Annotated in this window: 24 protein-coding genes; 13 read left to right on the forward strand and 11 right to left on the reverse strand. The window is 70.1% G+C overall.

Translation table 11 applies throughout. The annotated features are described in order from the left end of the window. The first annotated feature begins 134 nt into the window (after window positions 1-134). From mepA to OF380_RS06900, 3 genes are read left to right on the forward strand one after another with little or no spacing between them, the layout of a single operon-like run. Window positions 135-1,034: a penicillin-insensitive murein endopeptidase gene (mepA, locus tag OF380_RS06890; protein WP_264050028.1), complete on the forward strand. Its 900-nt coding sequence runs from the start codon at window positions 135-137 to the stop codon at window positions 1,032-1,034. A 52-nt stretch (window positions 1,035-1,086) separates the two neighbouring features. Continuing rightward, on the forward strand, window positions 1,087-1,977 hold the full coding sequence (locus OF380_RS06895; RefSeq protein ID WP_264050029.1) for an aldose 1-epimerase family protein: 891 nt from the start codon (window positions 1,087-1,089) through the stop codon (window positions 1,975-1,977). Beyond that, window positions 1,974-2,642, forward strand: a complete 669-nt coding sequence (locus tag OF380_RS06900; RefSeq protein WP_264050030.1) for a TenA family protein — start codon at window positions 1,974-1,976, stop codon at window positions 2,640-2,642. The genes OF380_RS06895 and OF380_RS06900 overlap by 4 nt, the downstream gene beginning before the upstream one ends. 19 nt (window positions 2,643-2,661) lie before the next feature. Here OF380_RS06900 and OF380_RS06905 read toward each other — a convergent pair whose 3' ends face one another. Continuing rightward, window positions 2,662-2,976 (reverse strand): hypothetical protein, encoded by a 315-nt coding sequence (locus OF380_RS06905; protein ID WP_264050031.1) that lies wholly within the window; start codon window positions 2,974-2,976, stop codon window positions 2,662-2,664. Window positions 2,977-3,353: 377 nt separating this feature from the next. Further along, window positions 3,354-4,070: an HAD family hydrolase gene (locus OF380_RS06910; RefSeq protein WP_264050032.1), complete on the reverse strand. Its 717-nt coding sequence runs from the start codon at window positions 4,068-4,070 to the stop codon at window positions 3,354-3,356. Window positions 4,071-4,236: 166 nt separating this feature from the next. Here OF380_RS06910 and OF380_RS06915 point away from each other — a divergent pair, with 166 nt between their 5' ends. The 3 genes from OF380_RS06915 (at window position 4,237) to OF380_RS06925 (ending at window position 5,980) form a co-directional block, all read left to right on the forward strand. Next, entirely contained in the window at window positions 4,237-4,557 is a 321-nt protein-coding gene (locus OF380_RS06915) for a PetM family of cytochrome b6f complex subunit 7 (protein WP_264050033.1), read from the forward strand. A gap of 165 nt (window positions 4,558-4,722) precedes the next feature. Beyond that, window positions 4,723-5,010 (forward strand): hypothetical protein, encoded by a 288-nt coding sequence (locus tag OF380_RS06920; protein WP_264050034.1) that lies wholly within the window; start codon window positions 4,723-4,725, stop codon window positions 5,008-5,010. Window positions 5,011-5,038: 28 nt separating this feature from the next. Further along, a complete protein-coding gene (locus tag OF380_RS06925) occupies window positions 5,039-5,980 on the forward strand; it encodes an ABC transporter ATP-binding protein (RefSeq protein ID WP_264050036.1) in 942 nt (313 codons plus the stop codon). A 6-nt stretch (window positions 5,981-5,986) separates the two neighbouring features. Here OF380_RS06925 and OF380_RS06930 read toward each other — a convergent pair whose 3' ends face one another. From OF380_RS06930 to argH, 3 genes are all read right to left on the reverse strand, one after another. Then, the gene (locus tag OF380_RS06930; protein ID WP_264050038.1) at window positions 5,987-6,691 is read right to left on the reverse strand and encodes an invasion associated locus b family protein; all 705 of its coding nucleotides are present in this window, start codon (window positions 6,689-6,691) and stop codon (window positions 5,987-5,989) included. A 104-nt stretch (window positions 6,692-6,795) separates the two neighbouring features. Then, window positions 6,796-7,119 (reverse strand): hypothetical protein, encoded by a 324-nt coding sequence (locus OF380_RS06935; protein WP_264050039.1) that lies wholly within the window; start codon window positions 7,117-7,119, stop codon window positions 6,796-6,798. Between the two features lie 90 nt (window positions 7,120-7,209). Next, entirely contained in the window at window positions 7,210-8,595 is a 1,386-nt protein-coding gene (gene argH, locus OF380_RS06940) for an argininosuccinate lyase (RefSeq protein ID WP_264050040.1), read from the reverse strand. Between the two features lie 54 nt (window positions 8,596-8,649). On the opposite strand from argH, the gene tlpA reads away from it, so the two are divergent. After that, window positions 8,650-9,276, forward strand: a complete 627-nt coding sequence (tlpA, locus tag OF380_RS06945; RefSeq protein WP_264051220.1) for a thiol:disulfide interchange protein TlpA — start codon at window positions 8,650-8,652, stop codon at window positions 9,274-9,276. Window positions 9,277-9,324: 48 nt separating this feature from the next. On the opposite strand, the gene OF380_RS06950 is transcribed toward tlpA, so the two are convergent. Continuing rightward, window positions 9,325-9,471, reverse strand: a complete 147-nt coding sequence (locus OF380_RS06950; RefSeq protein ID WP_264050041.1) for a hypothetical protein — start codon at window positions 9,469-9,471, stop codon at window positions 9,325-9,327. 132 nt (window positions 9,472-9,603) lie between these two features. Here OF380_RS06950 and OF380_RS06955 point away from each other — a divergent pair, with 132 nt between their 5' ends. After that, the gene (locus tag OF380_RS06955; RefSeq protein ID WP_264050042.1) at window positions 9,604-11,292 is read left to right on the forward strand and encodes a methyl-accepting chemotaxis protein; all 1,689 of its coding nucleotides are present in this window, start codon (window positions 9,604-9,606) and stop codon (window positions 11,290-11,292) included. A 12-nt stretch (window positions 11,293-11,304) separates the two neighbouring features. Here OF380_RS06955 and OF380_RS06960 read toward each other — a convergent pair whose 3' ends face one another. The 3 genes from OF380_RS06960 to OF380_RS06970 all read right to left on the reverse strand — a co-directional run bounded on the left by OF380_RS06960 (window position 11,305) and on the right by OF380_RS06970 (window position 14,315). Beyond that, the gene (locus OF380_RS06960) at window positions 11,305-11,967 is read right to left on the reverse strand and encodes a haloacid dehalogenase type II (protein ID WP_264050043.1); all 663 of its coding nucleotides are present in this window, start codon (window positions 11,965-11,967) and stop codon (window positions 11,305-11,307) included. Between the two features lie 11 nt (window positions 11,968-11,978). After that, on the reverse strand, window positions 11,979-13,514 hold the full coding sequence (gene murJ / locus OF380_RS06965) for a murein biosynthesis integral membrane protein MurJ (RefSeq protein WP_264050044.1): 1,536 nt from the start codon (window positions 13,512-13,514) through the stop codon (window positions 11,979-11,981). Between the two features lie 201 nt (window positions 13,515-13,715). After that, a complete protein-coding gene (locus tag OF380_RS06970; protein WP_264050045.1) occupies window positions 13,716-14,315 on the reverse strand; it encodes a superoxide dismutase in 600 nt (199 codons plus the stop codon). 210 nt (window positions 14,316-14,525) lie between these two features. Here OF380_RS06970 and OF380_RS06975 point away from each other — a divergent pair, with 210 nt between their 5' ends. The 3 genes from OF380_RS06975 to OF380_RS06985 all read left to right on the forward strand — a co-directional run bounded on the left by OF380_RS06975 (window position 14,526) and on the right by OF380_RS06985 (window position 17,450). Further along, window positions 14,526-15,515: a hypothetical protein gene (locus tag OF380_RS06975; protein ID WP_264050046.1), complete on the forward strand. Its 990-nt coding sequence runs from the start codon at window positions 14,526-14,528 to the stop codon at window positions 15,513-15,515. 349 nt (window positions 15,516-15,864) lie between these two features. After that, the gene (locus tag OF380_RS06980; RefSeq protein ID WP_264050047.1) at window positions 15,865-16,197 is read left to right on the forward strand and encodes a hypothetical protein; all 333 of its coding nucleotides are present in this window, start codon (window positions 15,865-15,867) and stop codon (window positions 16,195-16,197) included. Next, window positions 16,194-17,450 (forward strand): pilus assembly protein TadG-related protein, encoded by a 1,257-nt coding sequence (locus OF380_RS06985; protein WP_264050048.1) that lies wholly within the window; start codon window positions 16,194-16,196, stop codon window positions 17,448-17,450. The genes OF380_RS06980 and OF380_RS06985 overlap by 4 nt, the downstream gene beginning before the upstream one ends. A gap of 147 nt (window positions 17,451-17,597) precedes the next feature. Here the strand turns inward: OF380_RS06985 and OF380_RS06990 are convergent, their stop codons facing one another. After that, window positions 17,598-20,543, reverse strand: coding sequence for an FAD-binding and (Fe-S)-binding domain-containing protein (locus OF380_RS06990; protein WP_264050049.1), 2,946 nt, complete (start codon window positions 20,541-20,543; stop codon window positions 17,598-17,600). 237 nt (window positions 20,544-20,780) lie between these two features. Between OF380_RS06990 and OF380_RS06995 the strand changes: the two genes are divergently transcribed. Continuing rightward, window positions 20,781-21,827, forward strand: coding sequence for a threonine aldolase family protein (locus tag OF380_RS06995; RefSeq protein WP_264050050.1), 1,047 nt, complete (start codon window positions 20,781-20,783; stop codon window positions 21,825-21,827). Window positions 21,828-22,057: 230 nt separating this feature from the next. On the opposite strand, the gene OF380_RS07000 is transcribed toward OF380_RS06995, so the two are convergent. Further along, window positions 22,058-22,795: a GntR family transcriptional regulator gene (locus OF380_RS07000; protein ID WP_404810548.1), complete on the reverse strand. Its 738-nt coding sequence runs from the start codon at window positions 22,793-22,795 to the stop codon at window positions 22,058-22,060. Window positions 22,796-22,998: 203 nt separating this feature from the next. Here OF380_RS07000 and OF380_RS07005 point away from each other — a divergent pair, with 203 nt between their 5' ends. Then, window positions 22,999-24,174 carry a pyridoxal-phosphate-dependent aminotransferase family protein gene (locus OF380_RS07005; RefSeq protein ID WP_264050052.1) on the forward strand — a complete coding sequence of 392 codons (1,176 nt, stop codon included), beginning with the start codon at window positions 22,999-23,001 and terminating at the stop codon, window positions 24,172-24,174. The last annotated feature ends 210 nt before the right edge of the window (window positions 24,175-24,384 follow it).

The following is a 24,384-nucleotide window of genomic DNA, read 5'->3' on the forward strand; positions in this document are numbered from 1 at the left end:
GATCTCACTTGCTCGTTCGATCTCACTTGCTCGTCCGATTCCACTCGCTCGTCCGATCCGTCGCACGATGCTCCGCGCCGCGCCCGGCGCGGAAGCGTATCCCGGGAGCCCCTCCGCTGACCCTCCTCCGCCTCGTGACGCTCCTGCTCCTCGGCCTCCCCCTGTCGGCACAGGCCCAGGACCGGGGCAGCGTCAATCCGAAGCCGCTTCCGCCCCTCGCGAACCCCGACGCACCCGACACGCCGGCCAAGGCCCTGTTCGGCCGGGCCACGACGCCCGCCTCCGGCCCGGCCCATGCCTACGGCTCCTATGCCAAGGGCTGTTTCTCGGGAGGCGAGGCGCTCGCGGTCGACGGACCGAACTGGCAGGTGATGCGCCTGTCGCGCAACCGCATGTGGGGCACCCCGCCGCTGGTGGAGTTCCTGGAGCGGCTCGCCGCCAAGGCGCCGCAGGTGGGTTGGAACGGCCTCCTCGTCGGGGACATGTCCCAGCCGCGCGGCGGTCCGATGCTCACGGGGCACGCCTCGCACCAGCTCGGCCTCGACGCCGACGTCTGGCTGACCCCGATGCCGAACCACCGCATGAGCCGGGCCGAGCGCGAGGAGACCTCCGCCACCAACGTGGTGCGGTCCGACCGCCTCGACATCGACCCGCAGGTCTGGCGCCCGGAGCACCTCCGGTTGATCCGGATGACGGCCCAGGAGCGCGAGGTGGCGCGCATCTTCGTCAACCCGGCGATCAAGAAGGCCCTGTGCCGGGAGGCCGGCGGCGACCGGGCCTGGCTCTCGAAGGTGCGGCCGATGTACGGGCACAACTATCACTATCATATCCGCCTCGCCTGCCCGGCGGGCCAGGACCAGTGCGGCGACCAGGCCCCGCCCCCCTCCGGCGACGGCTGCGGCGAGGAGCTCGCCTACTGGTTCAGCGACGCGGTGATGAACCCGAGACCCTCCACGAAGCCGCCGAAGCCCAGACCCCCGATGACCCTGGCCGCCCTTCCGGCCGCCTGCCGGGCGGTGCTGAAGGCGCGCTGACCGAACCTCCCCGCCGCCCCGTGCAGGTGGCCAGCCGAACGACAGGACACCGATGGGCGAACGGATCACGATCACGGCCGAGGACGGCACGCAGGCGACCATCGCGGTGGACGGCGCCGAGCCGGTCTCCTGGCAAGTGGCGGGTCGCGAATACCTCTGGAGCGGCGACCCGGCGCACTGGAATCGCCATGCGCCGTGGCTGTTCCCGGTGGTCGGCGCCTCGACCGGCGGCGCGGTGCAGGTGGACGGCCGGGCCTACCCGATGCCGCAGCACGGCTTTGCCCGCGACCTGGCCTTCACGGTAATCGAGCGGGCCGGGGACAGCGTGCGCCTGCGTCTTACGGACAGCGCGGAAACCCGCGTGCACTACCCCTATGCCTTCCGCCTCGACATCACGGCCCGGGTCGGCCCCGGCCTCCTCGACTTCGAGGTCTGGATCGAGAACACCGACACGCGGGCGCTGCCCTACGGACTGGGCTTCCACCCGGCCTTCCCCTGGCCCTTTGCCGGCGGCACCCGCGCGGCCGGGGGCGGCTACGCGGTCCGGTTCGCGCAGCCCGAGCGCCCCTTCGCGCCCGAGGTGGGGGCCGGCGGCCTGCTCCTGCGTGAAGAGCGGCCGATCCCCCTGGAAGGCGCCACCCTGCCCCTCGATCCGGCGATCTTCAGCGAGGCCCTGGTCTTCCGCGACGCGGCGAGCAGCTGGCTGCGCTTCACAGGCCCGGACGGTCAGGCGATCCGCATGGCGGTCTCGGATTTCCCGCACCTTGCCGTCTGGACCAAGCCGACGGCGCCGTTCCTGTCCCTCGAATGCTGGACGGGCCATGCGGACTGGGCGGGCTTCACCGGCGACCTCGTGGAGCGGGACTCGCAGCGCCTGCTGGCCCCCGGCGCCCGAGCCCGCCACGGCGTCACCCTCTCCTTCGAGCCGGAGGCCCGGGGATGACCGGCACATTCTCGGCGGAGGCCTGGGCGCGCAACGCGGCCGCCTACGAAGCGATCCGCACCATGCCGTTCAACGCCGAACTCGCGGCAGGCTCGTTGAGCCGGGCCCGGTTTCTCCACTACATCGTCCAGGACGCGCATTACCTCGTGGGCTTCGGCCGTGCCCTGGCGCTCGCGGCCGCCAAGGCGCCGGACCCCGACCGGATGGTGCAGTTCGCCCGCGCGGCCGAGACGGCCATCGTGGTCGAGCGTTCGCTGCACGGCGGCTTCTTCCGCGATTACGGCATCGATGCCGATACGTTCGCGCGCACGCCGCTCTCGCCGCCCTGCGACCACTACGTCGCCTACCTCATCGCCACCGCCTATGCGGAGCCCTACGAGGTGGTGCTCGGCGCCCTGCTGCCGTGCTTCTGGATCTATGCCGAGATCGGGCGGGATATCCTGTCCCGTGCGCGCGGCGACAATCCGTACCGCGCCTGGATCGACACCTATGCGGGTGAGGATTTCGCCACAGCCGTCGCCGCGATGATCGCGGCCACCGATGCGGCGGCGGCCCAGGCCTCCCCGGGGGCGCGGGCGCGGATGCACCACGCCTACGACCAGGCCACCCGCCTCGAATACCTGTTCTGGGACGGCGCCTACCGCGAGGCAGCCTGGCCGGTGTGAGGCCGAGAGCGGCCCGGCCTCACACCGCCTGAAGCCGGGCCCTCGGCCGGGACTGGTTGCGGAACCGGTCCCGCGCGGCGCGGGCCGCCTGCTCGACGCTGCGGAAGACCGTGCCGTCGAGGGGCGCGAAATCCCGGCTCGAGGAGAAGAAGCGTACGCCGCCGGGTTCCGGCACGACGATCCCGGCCGTGACTTCGCCGATCTCGATGATGCGCGGCGGGGCCGGCTCGACATGGAGACGGTTGCGGGCGCGGTCGGCGCGATGATCCACGAAGCCGGAGGGCGTGTGCAGGTGGTTCAGCGCACGCTCGGCGTCGGTGTGAAGGTGAGGCATGGACGAACTCCGGTGGCCGGCGCGGGGGCCGGCGAGGGTCTGACGGGCGGACGCGACAGGGAGATGTCAGCGTCGACAGCAACCGCCTTGGGACCGGAGGGCCAGGGAACTTTTGCAAACAGTCACGGCAAGTCATCCTTTCCGAGAAGGACCACGAGGCGCGAGCGCGTCGCGGTGCTTTAGCGTTTGATAACGCGGCGCAAGCTACACACTTCAAATCACCGCGGTTCGGCGACACTGTCTCGTCCCGCCGAACATCCTTAAAATGCTGACTCCATCTCGTTTCGTCAACGGATCGATCTTCCGAATGCGCGAAAGAGCATGGCAGAAACCGCCACGCTTACACCCGCCGACGCGAGCTTCCTTCGCACGAGCCCTCAAGCAGCCGCGATGACCGCTGCGAGGTCCCGGTAATCGCGGAACACCCGGGAGGCACCGGCCCGGGTCAGATCGGCCGCCGCCGGATCATGGCCCCAGTGCCCGCCGCCGCTGAAGCCGACCACGCGCATGCCGGCAGCGCAAGCCGCCGTGACGCCGGGCACGCTGTCCTCGATCACGAGGCAGGCCTCGGGTGCGGCGCCCATGGTGGCGGCCGCGTGCAGGAAGAGGTCCGGCGCCGGCTTGCCCCGCGCCACCATGGTCGAGGAGAAGATCCGTCCCTCGAAGAGCGGCAGCAGTCCGGTGAGTCCCAGCGAGTGGCGCAGGCGGACCGGGTCGCTGCTCGATGCGACGCAGGACGGGAGCCCGAGGGCGACGACCGCCTCGGCGACCCCCGCCATCGCACGAAGCTCCGCATCGAAGGCCCGCAGCGTGTCCTCCTTCACCGCCTCGACGAAGCCGTCGGGGGCCACGATCCCGTAGTCGCGCGCGATGTGGTCCATGATCGAGGTCATTGATGTGCCGGCGAAGCGCGCGCGCACCGTCTCGACATCGATCGGCACGCCGATGCGGTTGAGGCCCGCCGTGAGGCGGGCCAGGCTGATCGGCTCGCTGTCGACGAGCACCCCGTCACAATCGAAGATCACCAGCGCGAGGGCCGGCGCGGGTCCGCGGGTCGCGGGCACCGGATGGGGTGGAATCGGGGCGTCGCGCATGGGGGCGGCAAGTCTCGTCTTCGGATCGGGGGCGCGGGGATGCGCCGCCCGCATATGGCCCGGCTTCCCGCGCGAGCCAACCACGCGCGCCCGCTTGCGCCCACAGGCGCGCGCTCCTACTCAGCCTCCAGGCCGGCGCGGATGCCGGTGGGTGCGATCGGGTGCGATGATCCGTTTCTTGAGCCGCTTCCTCGGCCTCGTCTTCCTCGCGGCCGGCTTCGTCTGCCTCGTCTATGATGGTGCCCGCTCCATCGCGAACAACGGGGTGCGCGTCACCAGCGTCAGCGACCTCGCCTTCACCCTGTTCAAGGACAGGGCGAGCGCCCTCCAGGGCAGCGTCGAGGCCGTGGCGCCATGGCTCTGGCAGATCCTGGTGCTGCCCCTGACCCTGGCGCCCGCCGCCCTGATCGGTCTCGTGATCGGCGCCGTCCTGCTCTGGATCGGCCAGCCGGCCCGCGAGCGCATCGGCTTCCTCAGCGGGCCCTGACGTGTGCCTTTTGGCACGTATGTCGCCGGGTCGGTGCCGCGCCGCACGGCGACGGTGCCATATTTTTCACGTCCAGCCATCGTAGGATGGAAAGAACTGTGGAGAGTGGGATCGTCTGGTCGCCCTGCTCTTCGTCTCGAACCCTGTCGGGGATTGTCCGCCCTCATGTCCCGCATCGTCGCCCTCGCCTCCCTGGCCCTCCTCCTCGGAGTTGCCCCCGCCCTGGCCCAGCCGGCACCGGGCACACCGGGCGCCCCCGTCCCGCGCAACATCACCTCCACGGGCGTGACGAAGCCGCCCGGCGGCGGCGGAGGGGACAAGGGCAGCGCCCCCTACTCGCGCGCCTCGACCGAGGCCGACATGGCCAAGGCCCAGCGCGCCGCGGCCGCCCGCGACAAGGCATGGGATTCCAAGATGCGCACCACCATGGGTTCGATCTGCAAGGGCTGCTGACGATTGGTCCGCCGACCCGCCGGCGGCCGTGATCCGCTTCGAGGGCGTCAGCAAGCGGTTTCCCGGTGCGGGGCGCGCGGCCGTCGAGGCCCTCGACCTCGTGGTCCCGGAGGGGAGCGTGTGCGCCCTGATCGGCCCCTCGGGCTGCGGCAAGTCCACGACTCTGCGCATGGTCAACCGCCTCGTCGAGCCGGATCGCGGGCGGGTGCTCGTGGGCGGCGCGGACGTGGCACGGGGCGACCCCGTCCTGCTGCGGCGGCGCATCGGCTACGTGCTCCAGGGCGTCGGCCTGTTTCCCCACCGCAGCGTCGCCGACAACATCGCCACCGTGCCGGGCTTGCTCGGCTGGACGCGAGCCCGGATCGCCGACCGCGTCGAGGCGATGCTCGACCTCGTGGGCCTTGATCCCGCCGCGTACCGCCACCGCCGTCCGCACGAGCTGTCCGGCGGCCAGCGCCAGCGCGTCGGCGTGGCCCGGGCGCTCGCCGCCGATCCGCCGATCCTCCTCATGGACGAGCCCTTCGGCGCCGTGGACCCGGTCGCCCGCGACCGGCTGCAGGTGGAGATCGGCGCGATCCTGAGGCGCCTCGGCAAGACCGTGCTCATCGTCACCCACGACATCGACGAGGCGATGCGGATGGGCACCCGCGTCGTGCTGATGCGGGAGGGGCGCATCGTCCAGGCCGACACGCCGGAGCGCATCCTCGCCCATCCCGCCGATGCCGATGTCGCCGAGTTCGTCGGCCAGGACCGGGCCTTGCGCCGCCTCGCGCTGATCTCCGCCGGAACCCTCGCGGTTCCGGGCGCTGCGCCGGACGCCCCCACGATCGCGTCGGAGGCCTCGCTGCGGGACGCGCTGGCCCTGCTCCTCGCCACCGGCGGCGAGCGCCTCGCCATCACCGGCGACGGGTCCCCGGCGCACCTCACCCTCGCGGCGATCCGCGCGCGGGCGGCGCAGGCGTCGGACTGAGCGGTTCTACTTGCACTCCTCGCGGGCGCGTTTCATCGCGTCGGCGAAACCGGCCAGGGCATACTCGTCGCTGGTGGAGCTGCCCCGCATCGAGGTAGTCTTGATCTGGAGCTTGGCGGTCCGCGTCATCTCCGTGACCACGCGCGTCTCCTCGGCCGGGTTCTGGAGCCAGGCGTTGTTCTCCTTCGTCACGAGGCCGTAGCGGGTGGCCCCGAGGTTCAGGGTCGGATCGGTGGGAGCCGGGCCGGCATTGGCCCTGGCCTGGCTGCTGGCGGGGGCCTGGCTGCTGGCAGGCTTGGCCGGGAAGCCCAGCATCACCGCGACCTCGTTGGCCACGTTCTCGGCCTTGCGCACGGTGACGAACAGGTAGGCGGTGTCGCGCTTCAGGGTCTTGGGCGAGCGCGTCTGGGGCTGGGCGATGGCGTAGCACACCCGCGTCTTGCCCTGGCCGTTGGCGAAGACGTTCCAGTCGCCGAAGATCGCCACCGGTGTCGCCTGCTGCATGCCGGGGGCGGTGACGGGAGCCTTCGCCGCCCGCTCGCGGCCGCGCCGGCGCGCCTTGGCGGGGGGCTCGGCCCCTTCCGGAGCCGCCTCCTGCGCTAGGGCCGGCTTGGCCGCGAAGGGGTGAGGCGCGCCGATCAGAGAGGCGGGACCCGCCAGGACGAACGTGGCGGCCCCGAGCTGGAGACCGCGCCGCAGAACAGGAAGCATGGGTAACCTTTTGAGGACGTCTCGGGGCTGAGAGACCCTGGCAATCGTCCGGAATTGCGGCGCGGGGCGCACGGCGGATGCGGAACCTCGAATGTGTCGCGCCCTCAGGCGGCGTGCGGCTCCGTCGTGAACGCCCCCGGGAGCGTCGCCAACACCGCCGCGGCAAGCGCCGACAGCGGCGCGGGCTCCACCGGCGGGGGTGCGCAGGGCGCCTCGCGGGCGGCGGGCTCGGCCAAGGGCACCTGCGCGCGCGGCAGGGCGCGCGGCTTCGGATCATTGTAGGGCGTGTTGTAGCACTTGCGCACGGAGGCCCAGAACGCGTCCCGATCCGCCTCGGTCAGGCGGCTCAGGGTTCCGTCGATCCGGGCGATGGCGTTGGCCGCGCAGGCCGCGACGTCGTCCGGCGCAATCCAGCTGTCGGGAGGCATGAAATGATCTCCGAAGGACTCGGGCAGGTCCTACACAGCATCACATAGCTGAGCCGTGAACGCACCTGCCCCGATCGCGGTTCTTCGCGCCTACGCGTTTCCGAGGACCGCGAGCCAGCGCGAGGCCTGCGCCCGCACGTTGTCGGGCGCGGTGCCGCCGTAGCTGGTGCGGCTCGAGACCGAATTCCCGACGCCGAGCACGGCATAGACCGCGTCGGTGATGCGGGGTTCGGCCTCCTGCATCTCAGGCAGCGACAGCTCCTCCAGACCGACGTTGCGGGCAGAAGCCGCGCCGACGAGGCGGCCGGTGACATGGTGCGCCTCCCGGAACGGCAGGCCGAGTTCGCGCACCAGCCAGTCGGCGAGGTCCGTGGCGGTGGCGTAGCCGGAGCCGGCGGCGCGGGCGAGCACCTCGGCATTGGGTTCGAGGTCGCGCACCATGCCGGTCATCGCGGCCAGACACAGGGACAGGGCCTGGAGCGCATCGAAGGTGCCCTCCTTGTCCTCCTGCATGTCCTTCGAATAGGCGAGCGGCAGGCCCTTCATCACGATGAGGAGGCCGGTAAGCGCGCCGATGACCCGGCCGGATTTCGCCCGCACCAACTCGGCGGCGTCCGGGTTGCGCTTCTGCGGCATGATCGAGGAGCCGGTGGTGTAGCCGTCCGACAGGCGCACGAAGTTGAACTGGGCCGAGGTCCAGACCACGAGTTCCTCGGCGAAGCGCGAGAGGTGAACCGCGCAGATCGAGGCGGCGGCGAGCGATTCGAGGGCGAAGTCGCGGTCGGCCACGGAATCGAGGGAGTTCGCGGTGGGGCGGTCGAAGCCGAGGGCAGCGGCCGTGGCATGCCGGTCGATGGGGAACGAGGTGCCGGCGAGCGCGGCCGCTCCGAGGGGGCACTCGTTCAGACGGGCGCGGGCATCGCGGAATCGGCCGCGGTCGCGCGCCAACATCTCCACATAGGCGAGGCAATGGTGCCCGAAGGTCACGGGCTGGGCCGATTGCAGGTGGGTGAAGCCCGGCATCACGGTTGCGGCGTGGGTCAGCGCCTTCTCGGCGAGCGCCCGCTGAAGGTCGGCGGCCTGCGCGTCGAGGCTGTCGAGGGTGTCGCGCACCCAGAGCTTCATGTCGGTGGCGACCTGGTCGTTGCGCGAGCGCGCGGTGTGCAGGCGCCCGGCGGCGGGACCGACGATCTCGGTGAGCCGGCTCTCGACCGACATGTGGATGTCTTCGAGTTCGCGCTTGAACACGAAGCTGCCCGCCTCGATTTCCTCACGCACGGCCTTGAGGCCGTCCTGAATCGCGGCCACATCGGCGGATGGCAGGATGCCGGCATCGCCCAGCATCGCCACATGCGCCAGTGAGCCGCGGATATCCTGGGGCGCGAGGCGCTTGTCGAACCCGATGGAGGCGTTGATCTCCTCCATGATCTCGGCGGGGCCGCTCGCGAAGCGCCCGCCCCACATCCGGTTGCTCATGCTCTCTCACGTCCTTGAAGCCGCCCCGCCCGCTTGGCCCGAGACGCAACGATGATGCCCGGTCGCACGGCCGCCCTGACGGCTGGGGCCGTCCTCGTCGCCGCGCTCGGGGCGGGGCTTGCCGTATACGGGACGGGCTCGACCGGCGGCAACTCCGCTCCCTGTGCGGGCTCCGCCGCGGCGGCGGCCCGGATCGCGCCCCTGGCGCGGGGTGCGGTGGCGGCCCTCGAGGTCGCGTCGGCGCCGGTTCCCGCGCCCGCCCTCGCTTTCAAGGGGCCGGACGGGTCCGAGACGACCCTCGCCGCGGTGACGGGCCTGCGGCTGGTGAACCTGTGGGCGACCTGGTGCGCGCCCTGCAAGGCGGAGATGCCGGCCCTCGACCGGCTTCAGGCGCGGCTCGGGGGAGCGGACTTCTCGGTGGTGGCGATCAACGTCGACACCCGCAACCTCGACGTGCCCCCGACCTGGCTGAAACAGAACGGCATCGCCCGGCTCGCCTACTACGCCGATCCGGGTGGGCGCGTGCTGCCGGCGATCCAGAAGGCCACGGGATCCCTCGGCCTGCCCACGACCCTCCTGGTCGATGGGCACGGCTGCACCCTCGGTGTGATGAAGGGCCCGGCGGAGTGGGACGGCGCCGACGGGATCAAGCTGATCGCCGCAGCACTCGGGCGGGACTGACGCCGGGGCGCGGCACCGCGTAGGACCCTGTCGTCGCCGAGCGTCGGGTCAGGGCATAGACATGCCGACACCGGCACGGTCCTGAGAATCAACAGCATCATAGAGATTGGCAATCTCGATCGCCGTCGAGAAGACGATCACTGCCACAACTTTTGATAAACATAAAACGATATCGGAAACACGCGCTTGTTGCATTTATCATGCGACGCCGCACACGAAAATAACCGGTCTATTGGGTGGCACATCTCAACCGAAGGGTGCTGGGTGAAAATTAAGCTTCCTGCCGCAAGGCTGGTTGTGCCTCTTCACCAACCGGCTCACCGCTCCATGCCCCTCCGCGCGCTGTCCATCAGGACCAAGCTGTTCCTTGGCTTCGGCCTCGTCTGCCTCCTCGTGGCCGGGATCGGGGGCTTGGCGCTGATGCAGCTTCGCGCGGTCAACGACGTCGCGCGCGAGATGCGCGCCGAGCGGCTGCCGAACGTGCAGTTGGTCGGCAAGATGCAAGTGCTCGTGCTGCGCACCCGGACCAATGGCGCGCGGTTGATCACCGCCGATACGCCGGACCTGCGCAGCGAAGTCTCGGCGACCTTGGCCAAGCGCGAGGTCGAGATGAACGGCACCCAGGACGCGTTCGCCGCGCGGCCGAAATCGCCGGAGGCCGCCGCCCTCTACGAGAGCTTCCAGACGGACTGGACCGCCTACAAGGCGATGCAGGAATCCGTGATCGCCATGGTGAAGGCCGGCAACGCCCCGGCGGCCCAGCGCATCTACAACACCGACATGTCCACGGGCGTGAACGCGGTGCTCGCCGCCCTTCAGAAGCTCGTCGAGCACGAGGAGCGGGAGGCCAGCGCGAGCGGGGCCCGGGCCCAGGCGACCTACGACACCGCCCTCCTCACCACCGTGATCCTGGTCGGCCTCGCCCTCCTGATCGCGCTCGGTGCCGCCATCGGCCTCGCCCTCGGCGTGAGCCGGCCCCTGCGCCGAATGACGGACGCGATGGGCCGCCTCGCGGACGGCGATACGGGGATCGCCGTGCCGGGCGTCGGGCGGGGCGACGAGATCGGCGCGATGGCCGGCGCCGTCCAGGTGTTCAAGGACAACCTCATCCGCACCCGCGCCCTGGAGGCCGAGACCGAGGCCGCCCGGGCCGGGGCCGAAACCCTGCGCCGCGAGGGGATGCGCAGCCTCGCCGACCAGTTCGAGGCGGCAGTGGGCGGTGTCGTCGCCCAGGTCGGCACGGCCGCAGCGCAGTTGCACGTGACGGCCGGCGGCATGTCCGGCACTGCGAGCCAGACCGCGCAGCGTTCCGTCGCGGTGGCGGCGGCGGCCGATCAGGCGGCGACCAACGTCACCACGGTGGCGGCGGCGGCCGAGGAGCTCGGCTCCTCGGTGGTGGAGATCGGCCGGCAGGTCCAGGGCTCGGCCACCCTCTCGCGCGAGGCCGTGACTGCGGCCAGCCAGACCGCGTCCTTCGTCCGCGACCTCAGCGAGGCGGCCCAGCGCATCGGCGACGTGGTGGCGCTCATCTCCAGCATCGCGGGCCAGACCAACCTCCTGGCGCTCAACGCGACCATCGAGGCGGCCCGCGCCGGCGAGGCGGGGCGCGGCTTCGCGGTGGTGGCCGCCGAGGTCAAGGAGCTCGCCAACCAGACCGCACGGGCCACCGACGAGATCACGGGGCAGATCGCGCGTATCCAGGGTTCGACGACCCAGGCGGTGGAGGCCATCGGCGGCATCACCGGACGCATCCGCGAGATCAGCGAAGTGGCCTCCTCCATCGCGGCGGCCGTCGAGGAGCAGGGTGCGGCCACCCAGGAGATCGTGCGCAACGTGGCCCAGGCCGCGATCGGCACCGGCGAGGTGACGCAGAACGTCACGGGTCTGGCGAACGCCGCCGAGGAGACCGGCCTGGCAGCCTCCGACCTCCTGGCCTCGGCCTCCGACCTGTCGCGCCAATCCGAGCAACTCGGGGGACAGGTGGCACAGTTCCTCGCGACCGTGCGGGCGGCCTGACGTCGGTTCGTTCTAGAGCAGGGCGTCGAGGCGGCTCACGACCCGCTCGGGCGGGAAATCCGGATATTCCTCGGGCAATCCTTTGCGGTTGACCCAGACGGACCGGAAACCGAAGGCCGTGGCGCCCGCCACGTCCCAGCGGTTCGAGGAGCAGAACAGCACGTCACCGGGCGCGACCCCGAAACGCGCCGTGGCGAGACGGTAGGCCGCCGGATCCGTCTTGAAGGTGCGGGCGGCCTCCACCGAGAGCACCGCGTCGAGCCGGTCCGTCAATCCGGCGGACGCGACCGCGCGCTCCAGCATCGGGCCGTCCCCGTTGGAGAGGATGGCGGTGCGCCAGCCCGCCTCCTGGAGATCCCGGAGCGTGCCCGGCACCTCCGGATAGGCGTCGAGGTCGCGATAGGCGTCGAGGAGCCTCGGGCGCAGGGCCCGGTCGACATCCGGATAGGTCGCCAGCGCGTGGTCCAGCGCCCGCTCCGTCAGGTCCCAGAACGGGGTGAAGCGCCCCATCAATCCCAGCACCCAGCTATATTCGAGCTGCTTGTTGCGCCACGCCTCCGAGAGGGCCCCGGCATCCGGCCCGATCGCATCGGCATGCCGCGCCACCGCCGCATGGACGTCGAACAGGGTGCCGTAGGCATCGAAGACGGCGACGCGCGGATCCGGTCCGGCCATTGATGGGCTCCTCAGGCGCGCCGCAGGCGAACGCCGAACAGGCGCAATGTCCCCAACAACAGCACCGCGTAGACCACTGTTCCGGCGAGCCCCAGCACCGCGAGCACCGCGATCTCGCGCAGACGCGGCAGGGCCGGCACCAGACTTTCCGCCAGGGGCAGGCCGTAGCGGGCGGTGGCCGCGAGGGCGGCGCAGGCCACCACGACCCCGAGGGCGGTGACGCCCAGCGTCCGGCCCGGCGCCATCCAGCCGCGCCGCCAGGCGAGGGCCACCAGGATGACGAGGTTGATCCACGAACCGATCGCGGTGGCGAGCGCAAGGCCGGTGACGCCGTAGGGCCCGGTCAGCACCACCTTCAGCGCCACGTTGATCGCGATGGCGGTGAGCGAGGCGATGAGGGGCGTCGTCGTGTCCTGACGGGCGTAGAAGCTCGCCAGTGCGCTGCGCAGGAGCACCACGGCGGGCAGCGCCAGCCCGTAGGCCGCCAGCACGGAGGCCGCGCGGGCCGCATCCTCCGCCCCGAAGGCGCCGCGCTGGAACAGGGCCGTCATGATCAGGGCCGGCAGGATGAGGAAAGCCACCGTGAAGGGTGCCGAGAGGGCCAAAGAGAACCCGGCGGCTCGGTTCTGCGCCGCGTGCGCCCCGGCCACGTCGCCCCCGGCGATGCGCCGGCTCATCTCGGGCAGCAGCACCGTACCGGCGGCGATGCCGATGACGCCGAAGGGCAGCTGATAGAGCCGGTCGGCGTACCACAGGGCCGAGACCGCGCCGACGGGCAGGAAGCTCGCGATGATGGTGTCGGCGAAGGTGGCGATCTGCGGGCCCGCCGAGCCGATCACCGCCGGGCCCAGCACCCGGAAGAAGCGACGCATGGCCGGATCGCGCAGGGTCGGCGCGGTGAGCGTCGGCGCGATGCCGGCGCGTCGGCACCCCCACCAGACGGCCACGAACTGCAGGACGCCCGAGACCGTGACGCCCCAGGCGGCGGCGTAGGCGGCGTTCGGGAAGAAGGCCGCGAGCGCCAGGGCGACCAGCATCGACAGGTTGAGGAGCACGGGTGCGCCGGCCGCCACGGCGAAGCGCCGGTGCGCGTTGAGGAGGCCGGAGAACAGGGTCACCAGCGTCATGAACAGGAGGTAGGGGAAGGTGATCCGGGTGAGCGAGACGGCGAGCGCGAAGCGCTCGGGATCCTCGGAGAAGCCCGGCGCCAGGGCCCGCACCACGAGGGGCATGGCCGGCATCGCCAGCGCCAGGAACGCGACCTGCACGATGAGCATCAGCGTGAAGATGCGGTCGGCGAAGCGGCGGGCCGCGCCGGCCTCCGCCGTATCGGTCTCCGACAGGCCGGCATAGCTCGGCACGAAGGCGGTGTTGAAGGCGCCTTCGCCGAAGATCGCCCGGAAATGGTTCGGCAGGCGGAACGCCACCACGAAGGCATCGGCCACCGGCCCCGCCCCGAGGATCGCGGCCATCACCACGTCGCGGGCAAAGCCGGTGACGCGCGAGACCAGCGTCCAGCCGCCGACGGAGAGGATGCTGCGGATCATGGGGCTCGCTCAACGGGCATCACGAACCCTTCCCCCTCTGCGGGGAAGGGCGGATTCGCGCGGGCTGGATGACAGTCTGAGACGGAAGGGCCCGACGTCATCGATCGAGCCCCATCGGGACGCCGCCGGCCTCGTGAGGGGGCCGGCATGGCAACGCCGCGAGCCCGACGACCCGCGGCGCGAATGGTCCGGTCGTCGGTCTTACTTGGTGGCCTCGCCGTACATCGTCTCGACGTGTTCCCAGTTCACGAGGTTCTCGATGAACGCCTTCAGGTAGTCGGGGCGGCGATTGCGGTAGTCGATGTAGTAGGAATGCTCCCAGACATCGACGCCGAGGATCGGCTTGGCGCCGTGCACCAGCGGGTTCTCGCCGTTGGGGGTCTTCATGATCGCGAGCTTGCCGTCCTTGACCGCGAGCCAGGCCCAGCCGGAGCCGAACTGGCCGATGCCGGCCTGGATGAAGTCGGCCTTGAACTTCTCGAAGCCGCCGAGATCCTCGTCGATCTTCTTGGCGAGCGAACCCGGGACGGCGCCGCCGCCGTTGGGCTTCATCCACTGCCAGAAATGGATGTGGTTGTAGTGCTGCCCGGCATTGTTGAAGAGCGGCTGGTTGTTGCCGTAGGCCGAGACCAGCACCTCCTCGACGCTCTTGCCCTCGAGACCCGTGCCCTCGAGCAGCTTGTTGCCCGTGTCGACATAGGCCTTGTGGTGCTTGTCGTGGTGAAACTCGAGGGTTTCCTTCGACATGTAGGGGCCGAGCGCGTCGTAGGCGTAGGGCAGTTCGGGCAGGGTGAAGGTCATGGGCAACTCTCCGGCTCGTGAGACATTGGGCGGGACGGCACGCGCGTGGGGGATGCCGCCTTCGCACCAACGCGCCGTTACCTAAGTCGATGCCTGGCCGAAGTCGATGCCCGGGACGGCGCAGCGCCCGGCGCCCGATTTTGCAAACGCCCGCCCGGCCTTTAGTGTGCGCGCCGCATCGTCAAGGTGCAGGCGTTTGTCGAGAAGTCCATGAACATCGCGCTGTTCGCGCTGGCCGCCGTCATGATCGTCGGGGGCATCGTATCCGTCATCCAGGGTTTTCCCTTCGTCCGGCTGGAGAGCGGTCTCGCCATGACCATCGCGGGCGCCACCACGGCGTCGGCCGGTGCCGTGGTGCTCGGCCTCGCCGTTGTCGCCCGCCGCCTGCGTGGCCTCGAACGCACCCTGACCACGACGGCGGCCCCCCAACCCCTCCCGGAGGCGGCGCCGCTCGATGCCGAGGCTGCCGCCCCCGCGCGCCAGCGGCCGAGCCTCGCCGCCACCGCCGCGAGCCTCGGCGGCTTTGCCGGAGCCGGTCTCGGGACCGCCGCCGCGACGCGCGCCGGCCGGGAGCCAACCTTCTTCGATCCTGCGCCGCCACCGGCGCCGGAATCCGCCTCGACCGAGGCGCCGACCTCCGCCGAGGCGCCTCCGGCTGAGCCGCTCCTGCCGAACCTCCTGCCCGAGGGTGGGTCGCCGGAGCCCGCCGGACGGACGGAACCCGTCTTCTTCGCCGCCGAGGGCTACCCGGCCGAGGCGGAGATGCTGTTCGAAGCGCACGAGCCGAAGGCACCGGACGCGCCGCACACCCCGGAATTTTCAAGCGCGGAGACGGCCGACGGGACCGTGCCCGCCCATGAACCCTCCCCAACCGCCCCGGCAGAGGCACCGGTGGAGACCCCGCCGGCGCCCGAGCCGGTCGCCGTTCCGCCCGCCCCCGCCGAGACGGCGGAGTTCACGGAACTCCCGGCCGCTTCCGAGCCCGTTTCGGAGCCTCCACCGGTCGAGGAAGCGCCCTTTGTCGAGGCCGAGCCCGTGGTGGTGGGCACCTATGCGTCGGGCGGCAACACCTATGTCATGTACGCGAACGGCGTGATCGAGGCCGAGACCCCGCGTGGGCGCTACACCTTCGCCTCCCTCGATGAACTGAAGGCGTTCGTGGAAGCCGGCGGAGAGACCGACGCGCGCGGCGCAGCCTGAAACGTTCGCCGACCCGGTCCTACGATCCCGGCGTGCCTGCGCGGAAGCCGGATCGCGCTTCCGGCCTAAGCAGGCACCCCGTCCGGTGTTTTACGGAAACATTGTCGCGATAACGACGCGTCTCGTCTTGTCGATTTCGACGGAGAACCGCACTCCAGCCATGACCCATGATTTAGTCTTATATTAATCCCCGTTTGGTCTTGTCATGCCGCTGGCCTCTTTGGCCGGAACAGGCTTGACGATGAGATCCTGCCGAACACACGCGCGCTTTTTACGGATGGTCTTGCCTCTCGGCAGGGATCGTCATGGCGTATCGGCGGTCGAATTTGCCCTTATAGCTCCGATATTGATGGCCCTGCTGGGTGGTATCTTCACCATCTCGATGGTCATGCGGGCACATAATAGCCTTCACACGTATGCTCGGGAGGCTGCACGCGGCGTCGCCATCGGCTACATGACCGTGGCAGAGGCAAAGCAATTCGCCGAGACACAAGCCAAGGACGAACTCAGGGTCGCTGTGAGCGCCGCTATCGACCCGGCCACCAAGGGCGATCAGACCGACCGCGACGTCATCGTCACGCTCCCGATCTCCCAGGATGAATTGGCCAAGATGACGCCGTTCGGAAATCTGGTTCCGGGTGGCCTGACGAGCCGAGTCGTGATGCGAAGCATCGCGGAATGACCGTCCGGACTTCGGGTCTGCTCAGGACTTTCGCGAAGCACGATCGGGGCAGCGTCACGCTGCTGTTCGCCCTGCTCGGGCTCATCCTCATCGGGTTCGCAGGTCTCGCGCTTGATGTCGGCTTGGCCCAGAAGGAGAAGAACAGCCTTCTGACGAGCGCCGAAGCGTCGGCACTGGCGACTGCGAGGCATATCGGAACCGCCAGCCGAACAGTGGCTCTTGCCACGGCGCAAACCTATGCCGGACTGAATCGACCGGGCATCGAGCACCTGGTGACCGACGTGGATCTGCAATTCGGGACCTGGAGCAACGGCGCGTTCACCGTGGGCGCGGGCGGAAACGCCGTTCGCGTCACCGCCTCCCGGACCAAAGCCAAGGGCAACAGCCTGAAAACGACCTTCGCGCACTTCTTCGGCGTGGAATCCTGGGACGTCTCGGCGAGTGCCGTCGCGGTCTCCGCACCCCTCTGCATCCTCATCCTTCATCCGGACCACAACGACGCCTTCGACGTCGACCCCGGGGCACAGATCGATGCACCGGATTGCGGTGTTCAGGTCAACTCGAAGCACAAGGAATCCCTGGAGCTTGGCCGATCCTCATACGTCAACGTCAGGAGTATTCGCGTCGTCGGCGGTGTCGACAAGGCCGATAGTGCGCGTGTCTATCCAACCCCGATCACCGGCGCGGATGCTGTCAGCGACCCCTATGCCTCCCTGACTCCCCCCGTGAACAACACCTGCGGGGGCGCGAAGAAGGTCACCGGAACGGTAACCCTCAGCCCTCAATTCGCGTTCTGTAGCGGTTTGACGATCGACAACGGAAACGTCACGTTCTCGCCCGGCGTGTACGTCATCAAGGGCGAATTCACGCTCAAGAACGGCGCTTCAATCGTCGGAAAGGATGTACTCATCTACATGGAAGGCAAAGGCAGCGATCTCTTCTTCCATAGTAAGACGAGCTTCAACCTGAAAGCCGCAACGACCGGAGCGTATGCGGGTATCGTCCTCTGGTCCGACAAGAACAATACCAACGATCACGATATCTATTCGAAATTCGGCGCCTCCGCCGAGGGAACCATTTACGCGCCCAGTAGCCAGGTCGAATTCGAGAACGACGTCGTCTGGGACGCCAACTGTATCCGGATCGTGGTAGCCCGCCTGGAACTCGACAACAACTCAAAGTACTACGCGTCCGATCCAGGCGCTCATTGCAGCAACAATATCAGTCAAGGCGGCGTCCGACTGGTGCGGTGATAACGCTGAACCCGGTTACTCGACGATGATATACATCAAAAGCATCCTCTCGGTTCGAATACAACACTCGGCTTCGGGGTCGCCGTGCCAGGGAGACGGAGCGGATCCGGCCTCCCAGGAGTCGATGACGATCCCCACCCGCAGCGATCACCCTGTCCGCAAGGCCCCGTCGAGCACCCGGGCGACGTGGCGGGCCTCGATCCCGAGGCCGTCGTGGATCTGGTGGCGGCAACTCGTTCCGTCGGCGACCACGAGGTCGTCGGGGCCCGCCTCGCGCAGGGCCGGGAACAGCGACAGCTCGGCCATGGCGAGGGACACGTCGATGGTCTCGGCGCCGTAGCCGAAGGCGCCGGCCATGCCGCAGCAGCTCGACTCGATCACCCGCACGTCGAGCCCCGGCACCGCACGCAGCACCATCTCCACCGCCCCCATGGCCGCGAAGGCCTTCTGGTGGCAATGGCCGTGCAGGTGCGCCACCCGTCCGCCCTGGTCGGCGAGCGGCAGGGCGATCCGCCCCGCCGTCAGGTCCACCGCCAGCAACTCCTCGAACAGCAGGCTCGCCTTGCCGAGGTCCGCGGCCTCGGGGCCTGGCAGGAGCGCGGCGAACTCGTCTCGGAAGGTCAGAAGGCAGGAGGGCTCGAGGCCCACGATCCGGGCACCGGCCCGCACGTAGGGCAACAGGGTCGTCAGCGTGCGCCGGGCCTCCGCGCGGGCCCGGTCGGTCTGGCCGGAGGCGAGGTAGGTCCGCCCGCAGCAGAGGGGACGCCGTCCGCGATTCGGGAAGACCCGGTGCAGGCGGTAGCCGGCGGCGACCAGCACCCGCTCGGCGGCCTCCAGGTTCTCCCGTTCGAAGGCCCGGTTGAAGGTGTCACCGAACAGGATGATGTCGCGCAAATCGCCCGTCACGTCGTCCGGATGCGCGGGTTCGCCCGTCTCGCTCCAGGGTCTGCGCCATTGTGGCAGCGTCCGGCGCGCCGAGAGGCCGACGACGCGCTCCGACAGCCGCGCCAGGGCGGGCAGACGGTCGCGCAGGTTGAGGAGCGGCGCGAGCCGCGCGGCCGTGCTCGCGTAGAGCGGGAGCGCCGCCACCAGCCGCTCCTTGAGGGGAAGGCCATGCCGGGCGTGGTAATGGTGCAGGAACTCGACCTTCATCTTGGCCATGTCCACGCCGGTGGGGCATTCGCGCCGGCAGGCCTTGCAGGAGACGCAGAGGTCCAGCGTCCGCTTCATCTCGTGGCTGGTGAAGGCGTCCGGCCCGAGCTGCCCCGAGATCGCCAGCCGCAGGGAGTTCGCCCGACCCCGGGTGAGGTGCTGCTCGTCCTTCGTGACGCGGTAGGACGGGCACATGGCCCCGCCCGCGAGTTTACGGCAGGTGCCGTTGCTGTTGCACATCTCCACCGCAGGGCCGAAGCCGCCCCAGTCCGACCAGTCGAGGGCGGGGACAGCGGGGGCCGTCACCGCGTAGCCCGGTTGGAAGCGCATCAGCGAGCGATCGTCCATCCGGAGCGGCTGGACGATCTTGCCGGGATTGAGCCGGTTGTCCGGGTCGAACCCGCCCTTGACCGCCTCGAAGGCCCGGGTCAGGCGGGCGCCGAACATCGGTTCGATGTATTCCGAGCGCGAAATGCCGTCGCCGTGCTCGCCGGAATACGAGCCTTTGAAGCGGCGGACCTCCGCGCTGGCCTCCTCGGCGATGGCGCGCATCTTCGCGACGTCCCCGCCCTGCTTCATGTCGAGGATCGGGCGGACGTGCAGGCAGCCGACCGAGGCATGGGCGTACCAAGTGCCGCGCGTCCCGTGCCGGGTGAACACCTCCGTCACCGCGTCGGTGTAGTCGGCCAGATGCGCCAGCGGCACCGCGCAATCCTCGATGAAGGAGACGGGCTTGGCGTCCCCCTTCATCGACATCATGATGTTGAGGCAGGCCTCGCGCACCTCCCAGACCGACTTCTGGCGCACGGGTTCCGGGACCTCCACCACGGCATGGGCGAAGCCGTGGTCGCTCATGCAGGCATCGAGGCGCGCGAGATCCTTCAGGAGCGCGTCGCGGTCGTCGCCCGCGAACTCCACCAGCAGGAGGCAGTTCGGCTTGCCCCGGGTGATGTCGGCGAGCGTGGTACGAAAGAGCGGGATGTCGGCGCCGAGGACGAGGACGTTGTTGTCCACGAGTTCGACGGCCACGGGATCGAGGTCGACCAGCGCCTTCGTCGTCTCCATGGCGGCCCGGAAGGAGGGGAAGTGGCAGACGCCCATGACCCGGTGGATGGGAAGCCGCGAGAGCTTCAGGGTCACGCTGGTGGTGGCCGCCAGCGTCCCCTCGGAGCCGACGAGGAGATGGGCGAGGTTCGGACGTGGTTCGATCAGGGCGTCGAGGTTGTAGCCGCCGACCCGGCGCTGCACCTGGGGGAAGCGGGCCAGGATTTCTTCCCGCTCCGCCTCGGCGAGGGCCCGCATCGCGGCGGCCAGGTGCTCGGCCCGGTCCGGGCCTGTCACGCCGCTGCCGTCGTTGCCCGTCAGCCCGAAGCCGAAGGCGGTGCCGTCGGGAAAGAGGGCCTCCATGGCCAGCACGTTGTCGCTCATCTTGCCGAAGCGCAGCGAGCGCGCGCCGCAGGAGTTGTTGCCCGCCATGCCGCCGATGGTGCAGCGGGTCGCCGTCGAGGGCTCGACGGGGAAGAACCAGCCGTCCGCCTTCACCCGGGCGTTGAGGCGCTCCAGCACGATGCCGGGCTCCACCGTGATGGTGCCCCCCACGGGATCGTAGGCGCGCACGCCGTTGAAGTGGCGCGAGCAATCCACCACGAGGCCGCGCCCGATCGGCTGGCCGTTCTGCGAGGTGCCGCCGCCGCGCAGGATGACGGGCACGTCGTGCTCGGCCGCGATCTTGAGCGTCGCCGCGATATCGGCAGCGCTCCGGGGCAGGACGACGCCCGCCGGCACGATCTGGTAGATCGAGGCATCGGTGGCGTAGCGGCCCCGAGTGAAGGCGTCGAAGCGGGCCTCGCCCTGCAGCGCCTCCGCGAGACGCCGCGCGAGGCCGGCATTCTGGCGGGTCGCCGCGCGGGGCGTGGTCGATGGCTCAGCCGTGGCGGTCATGCTTCAATCGTCCTCGCGTGGGGCCGGACGCGGCCTCGACGCCTGAAAGCTTGGTTGGCAGGGCAAGAACTTGGTTGGCAGGGCAAGAACTGGGTTGGCAGGGCAAGAACTTGGTTGGCAGGGCAAGAACTTGGTTGGCAGGGCAAGAACTGGGTTGGCAGGGCAGGAACCGGGTGGCGGACGCGGCCGCCGGAGCTAAGGTTACGGCTGTATTTTGTATACGAATAGGACCGCCCGATGATCGACTTGTTCAGCGACACCCAGACGCGGCCCACGGACGGGATGCGCGAGGCCATGGCGCGGGCCGTGGTGGGGGATGAGCAGTCCGACTCGGACCCGACGACGCTGGACCTCTGCGCCCGGGTGGCCGACCTGCTGGGGTTGGAGGCCGGCGTGTTCATGCCGTCGGGCACGATGTGCAACCTCGTCTCGGTGCTGGTGCAGACGCGGCCCGGGGACGAGATCGTGGTCGACGACCAGTCCCACATCTTCAACACCGAGGCCGCCGGCGCGGCGGCCATCGCGGGCGTCTCCGTGGCGGCGCTGAAGACCCCGGCGGGGGTCTACACCCCGGAGGCGTTCGAGGCCGCGATCCGGCCCCCGGCCCGGACGGCGCCGCGCTCGGCGCTCGTCTCCATCGAGCAGACCACGAGCTTCTCGGGCGGGTCGGTCTGGGCGCTGCCCGACATGCGGCGCATCCGCGACATCGCGCATGCGCGGGGCCTGCGGGCGCATATCGACGGGGCCCGGCTCCTGAACGCCGTGGCCGCCACCGGGATCGCGGCGCGGGACTACGCGCAGGGCTTCGACAGCGCCTGGATCGATCTCAGCAAGGGTCTCGGCTGCCCGGTCGGGGCGGTTCTGTGCGGGAAAAGCGATTTCATCACAGAAGCTTGGCGCTGGAAGTACCGGCTCGGGGGCGCCATGCGCCAATCCGGCATCCTGGCGGCGGCGGGGCTCTACGCCCTCGACCACCACGTGGCGCAGCTCGGCCGCGACAACGCCCACGCGGCGCTCCTGCGGGACCGGATCGCGGGGGCGCCGGGGCTCGCCATCGAAGCCGGGGCGGCCCAGTCCAACATCCTGTGCTTCTCGGTGGAGCCGCTGGGCGTCACCGCCCCGGATTTCGCGAAAGCCTGCCTGGCGCATGAGGTCCGGGTCCGGGCGATCGGCACCCACCAGATCCGCGCCACCACCCACCTGGAGGTGGACGAGGCCGGCATCCTGCGGGCAGCGGCGGTGATCCGGGCCGAGGCGGAGCGCCTGTTCGCGGCGCGCGCCTGATCCGTTCCGCGCCCGGTCCGTGGGCCCGCGGGCGGCGGAATGCGGGTCTATCGCCCTGACATCTCTCAGCTTTTTCGAACCAGGCGGTGTCCCCTCCCCCGTGTGGGGAGAGGCCGGGAGCGGCGCCGCCGGCCGGGGCCGGCCGAGGGTCACCGATCCAGTCCCACCTCCAACGCCTCCCCGCACCGGAAAGGCGGGCCGGTCGGTGCCGGACGCGGCCATGGCTCCGGTCAGCCCTCGGCCGCCGCGGTTTCCCGCGCGGCGGCGGCGCGGCGCTTATTGCGCAGGTGCCGGAACAGGATGTCGCTGAGTTCCGGGCCGGCCCGGCGCCGCAGGGCGTCGAGGATTTCCTCGTGCTCGCGCATGGCCTCGCCCCAGCGGTCCCGGTCCTTGTCGAGGTTCGCCGCGTAGCGGACCCGGCGCAGGCGCCCGGCGAAATTCGCGTAAGTTACTGCCAGCACTTCGTTTTCTGCGGCCTCCACGATCCGGTCGTGGATGGCCTGGTTGCCCGTGAAGTAGCCGTGGAGGTCGCGGCGGAGATAGGCGGCGTACATGGCGTGGTGCAGGCGCTCGATCTCGGCGAACCCGTCCTCCGTGATCCGCTCGCAGGCGAGGCGGCCGGCGAGCGCCTCGAGGCCGCCCATCACGTCGAAGAGGGCGACCATCTCCTCGGGGCCGATCTGGCGGACCCGGGCGCCCCGGTTCGGCAGGAGCTCGATCAGCCCCTCGGAGGCCAGGACCTTGAGGGCTTCCCGCAGGGGCGTGCGCGAGACGCCGAAGCGCTCGCACAGGGTCCGCTCCGGCACCCGGGCACCGGGGGCGAGGTTGCCCTCCACGATGTAGTCGCGCAGCTGCGCCAGCAGCGTGCCGTGCAGCGAGGTGCAACAGGATGCAGCCGCCGGTGCATCATGCTGCGCGGCGACCGCTGCATCGTCGGCTGCGGGATACACGGAAGATTCGAGCATCATCGTTCCAGTTGTATCAGCCCGACCCCGGCCGGTCGAGCCGCATGGCGCGCAAAATAATGCTTGTGCCGATCCAGAATGAATGCAAATTTTGGGTCGACCAGCGTGATGGCGACCGAGATCGCCGACGATCGTGCGAGCGCCGACGAGGCTTTGCCCTCAGTCCCCGACTTGCTCCCAATCCCCGACTTGCCCGCGAGGCCCCGATGACGACACGGACCGGACGTCACTTCCTGCACATCCCGGGGCCGAGCCCGGTCCCCGAGCGGGTCCTGCGCGCCATGGACATGCCGGTGATCGACCATCGCGGGCCGGATTTCGCCAAGCTCGGCCGGGCCGTGCTGGAGGGGTCCCAGGCGGTGTTCCAGACGAAGGCGCCGGTGATCCTCTATCCGGGTTCGGGCACGGGCGCCTGGGAGGCGGCCATCGTCAACACCCTCTCGGCGGGCGACCGGGTGCTGATGTTCGAGACCGGCCACTTCGCCACCCTGTGGCGCGGGATGGCGGCGCGCTGGGGCATCGAGGTCGAGTTCGTGCCGGGCGACTGGCGCCGCGGCGTCGACCCGGCCCGGGTCGAGGCGATCCTGGCCGAGGACCGGGCGAAGTCGATCAAGGCCGTGATGGTCGTGCACAACGAGACCTCGACGGGCGCCACCAGCCGCATCGCGGAGATCCGCAAGGCCATCGACCGCGCCAACCACCCCGCCCTGTTCCTGGTGGACACCATCTCGGGGCTCGGCTCGGCCGAGTACGCCCATGACGAATGGGGCGTCGACGTCTCGGTGAGCTGCTCCCAGAAGGGCCTGATGCTGCCGCCCGGCCTCGGCCTGGTGGCCCTCTCGGACAAGGCGCTCGCCGCGACGAAGACCGCCACCCTGCCGCGCTCCTACTGGGACTGGCAGGAGATGCTCAAGCCCAATGCTTCGGGATACTTCCCCTATACGCCGGCCACCAACCTGCTCTACGGCCTGCGCGAGGCCATCGCCATGCTGATGGAGGAGGGCCTACCCAACGTCTTCGCCCGCCACCAGCGCCTGGCCGCCGCCACCCGCGCCGCCGTGGAGGCCTGGGGCCTGGAGGTCCTGTGCCAGGAGCCGTCCGAATACTCGCCCGTGCTCACCGCCGTGGTGATGCCGGAGGGCCATGACGCGGATGCCCTGCGCAACCTGATCCTCGAGAAGTACGACCTCTCGCTGGGGACCGGGCTCGCCAAGGTCGCCGGCAAGGTCTTCCGCATCGGCCATCTCGGCGAGACCAACGATCTGATGCTGATGGCGGCGCTGTCGGGCGTCGAGATGGGCCTGAAGGCCGGCGGCGTGCCGCATGCCCGCGGCGGCGTACTCGCGGCGATGGACGCGCTCCGCTCCGGCCTCGACGATTGAGGCGACACCGCCCTCCCCCTCGCGGGGAAGGATCGCGGGTCGGGGTGGCCGGGTGCCCCCCGGTCCCAGGCGGCCAGCGGAGCCGTCCCCACCCCTGACCCCTCCCCGCAAGGGGGAGGGGAACAGCGCCGATCACACCCCCCCCCGCGTGCCCCCGCAAAAAGCCCGGCGATCAGACCGGGCGGGGCGGTGCGTTCAACCGGAGGAAAC

Source organism: Methylobacterium sp. FF17 (assembly GCF_025813715.1).
Lineage (GTDB): Bacteria > Pseudomonadota > Alphaproteobacteria > Rhizobiales > Beijerinckiaceae > Methylobacterium > Methylobacterium flocculans.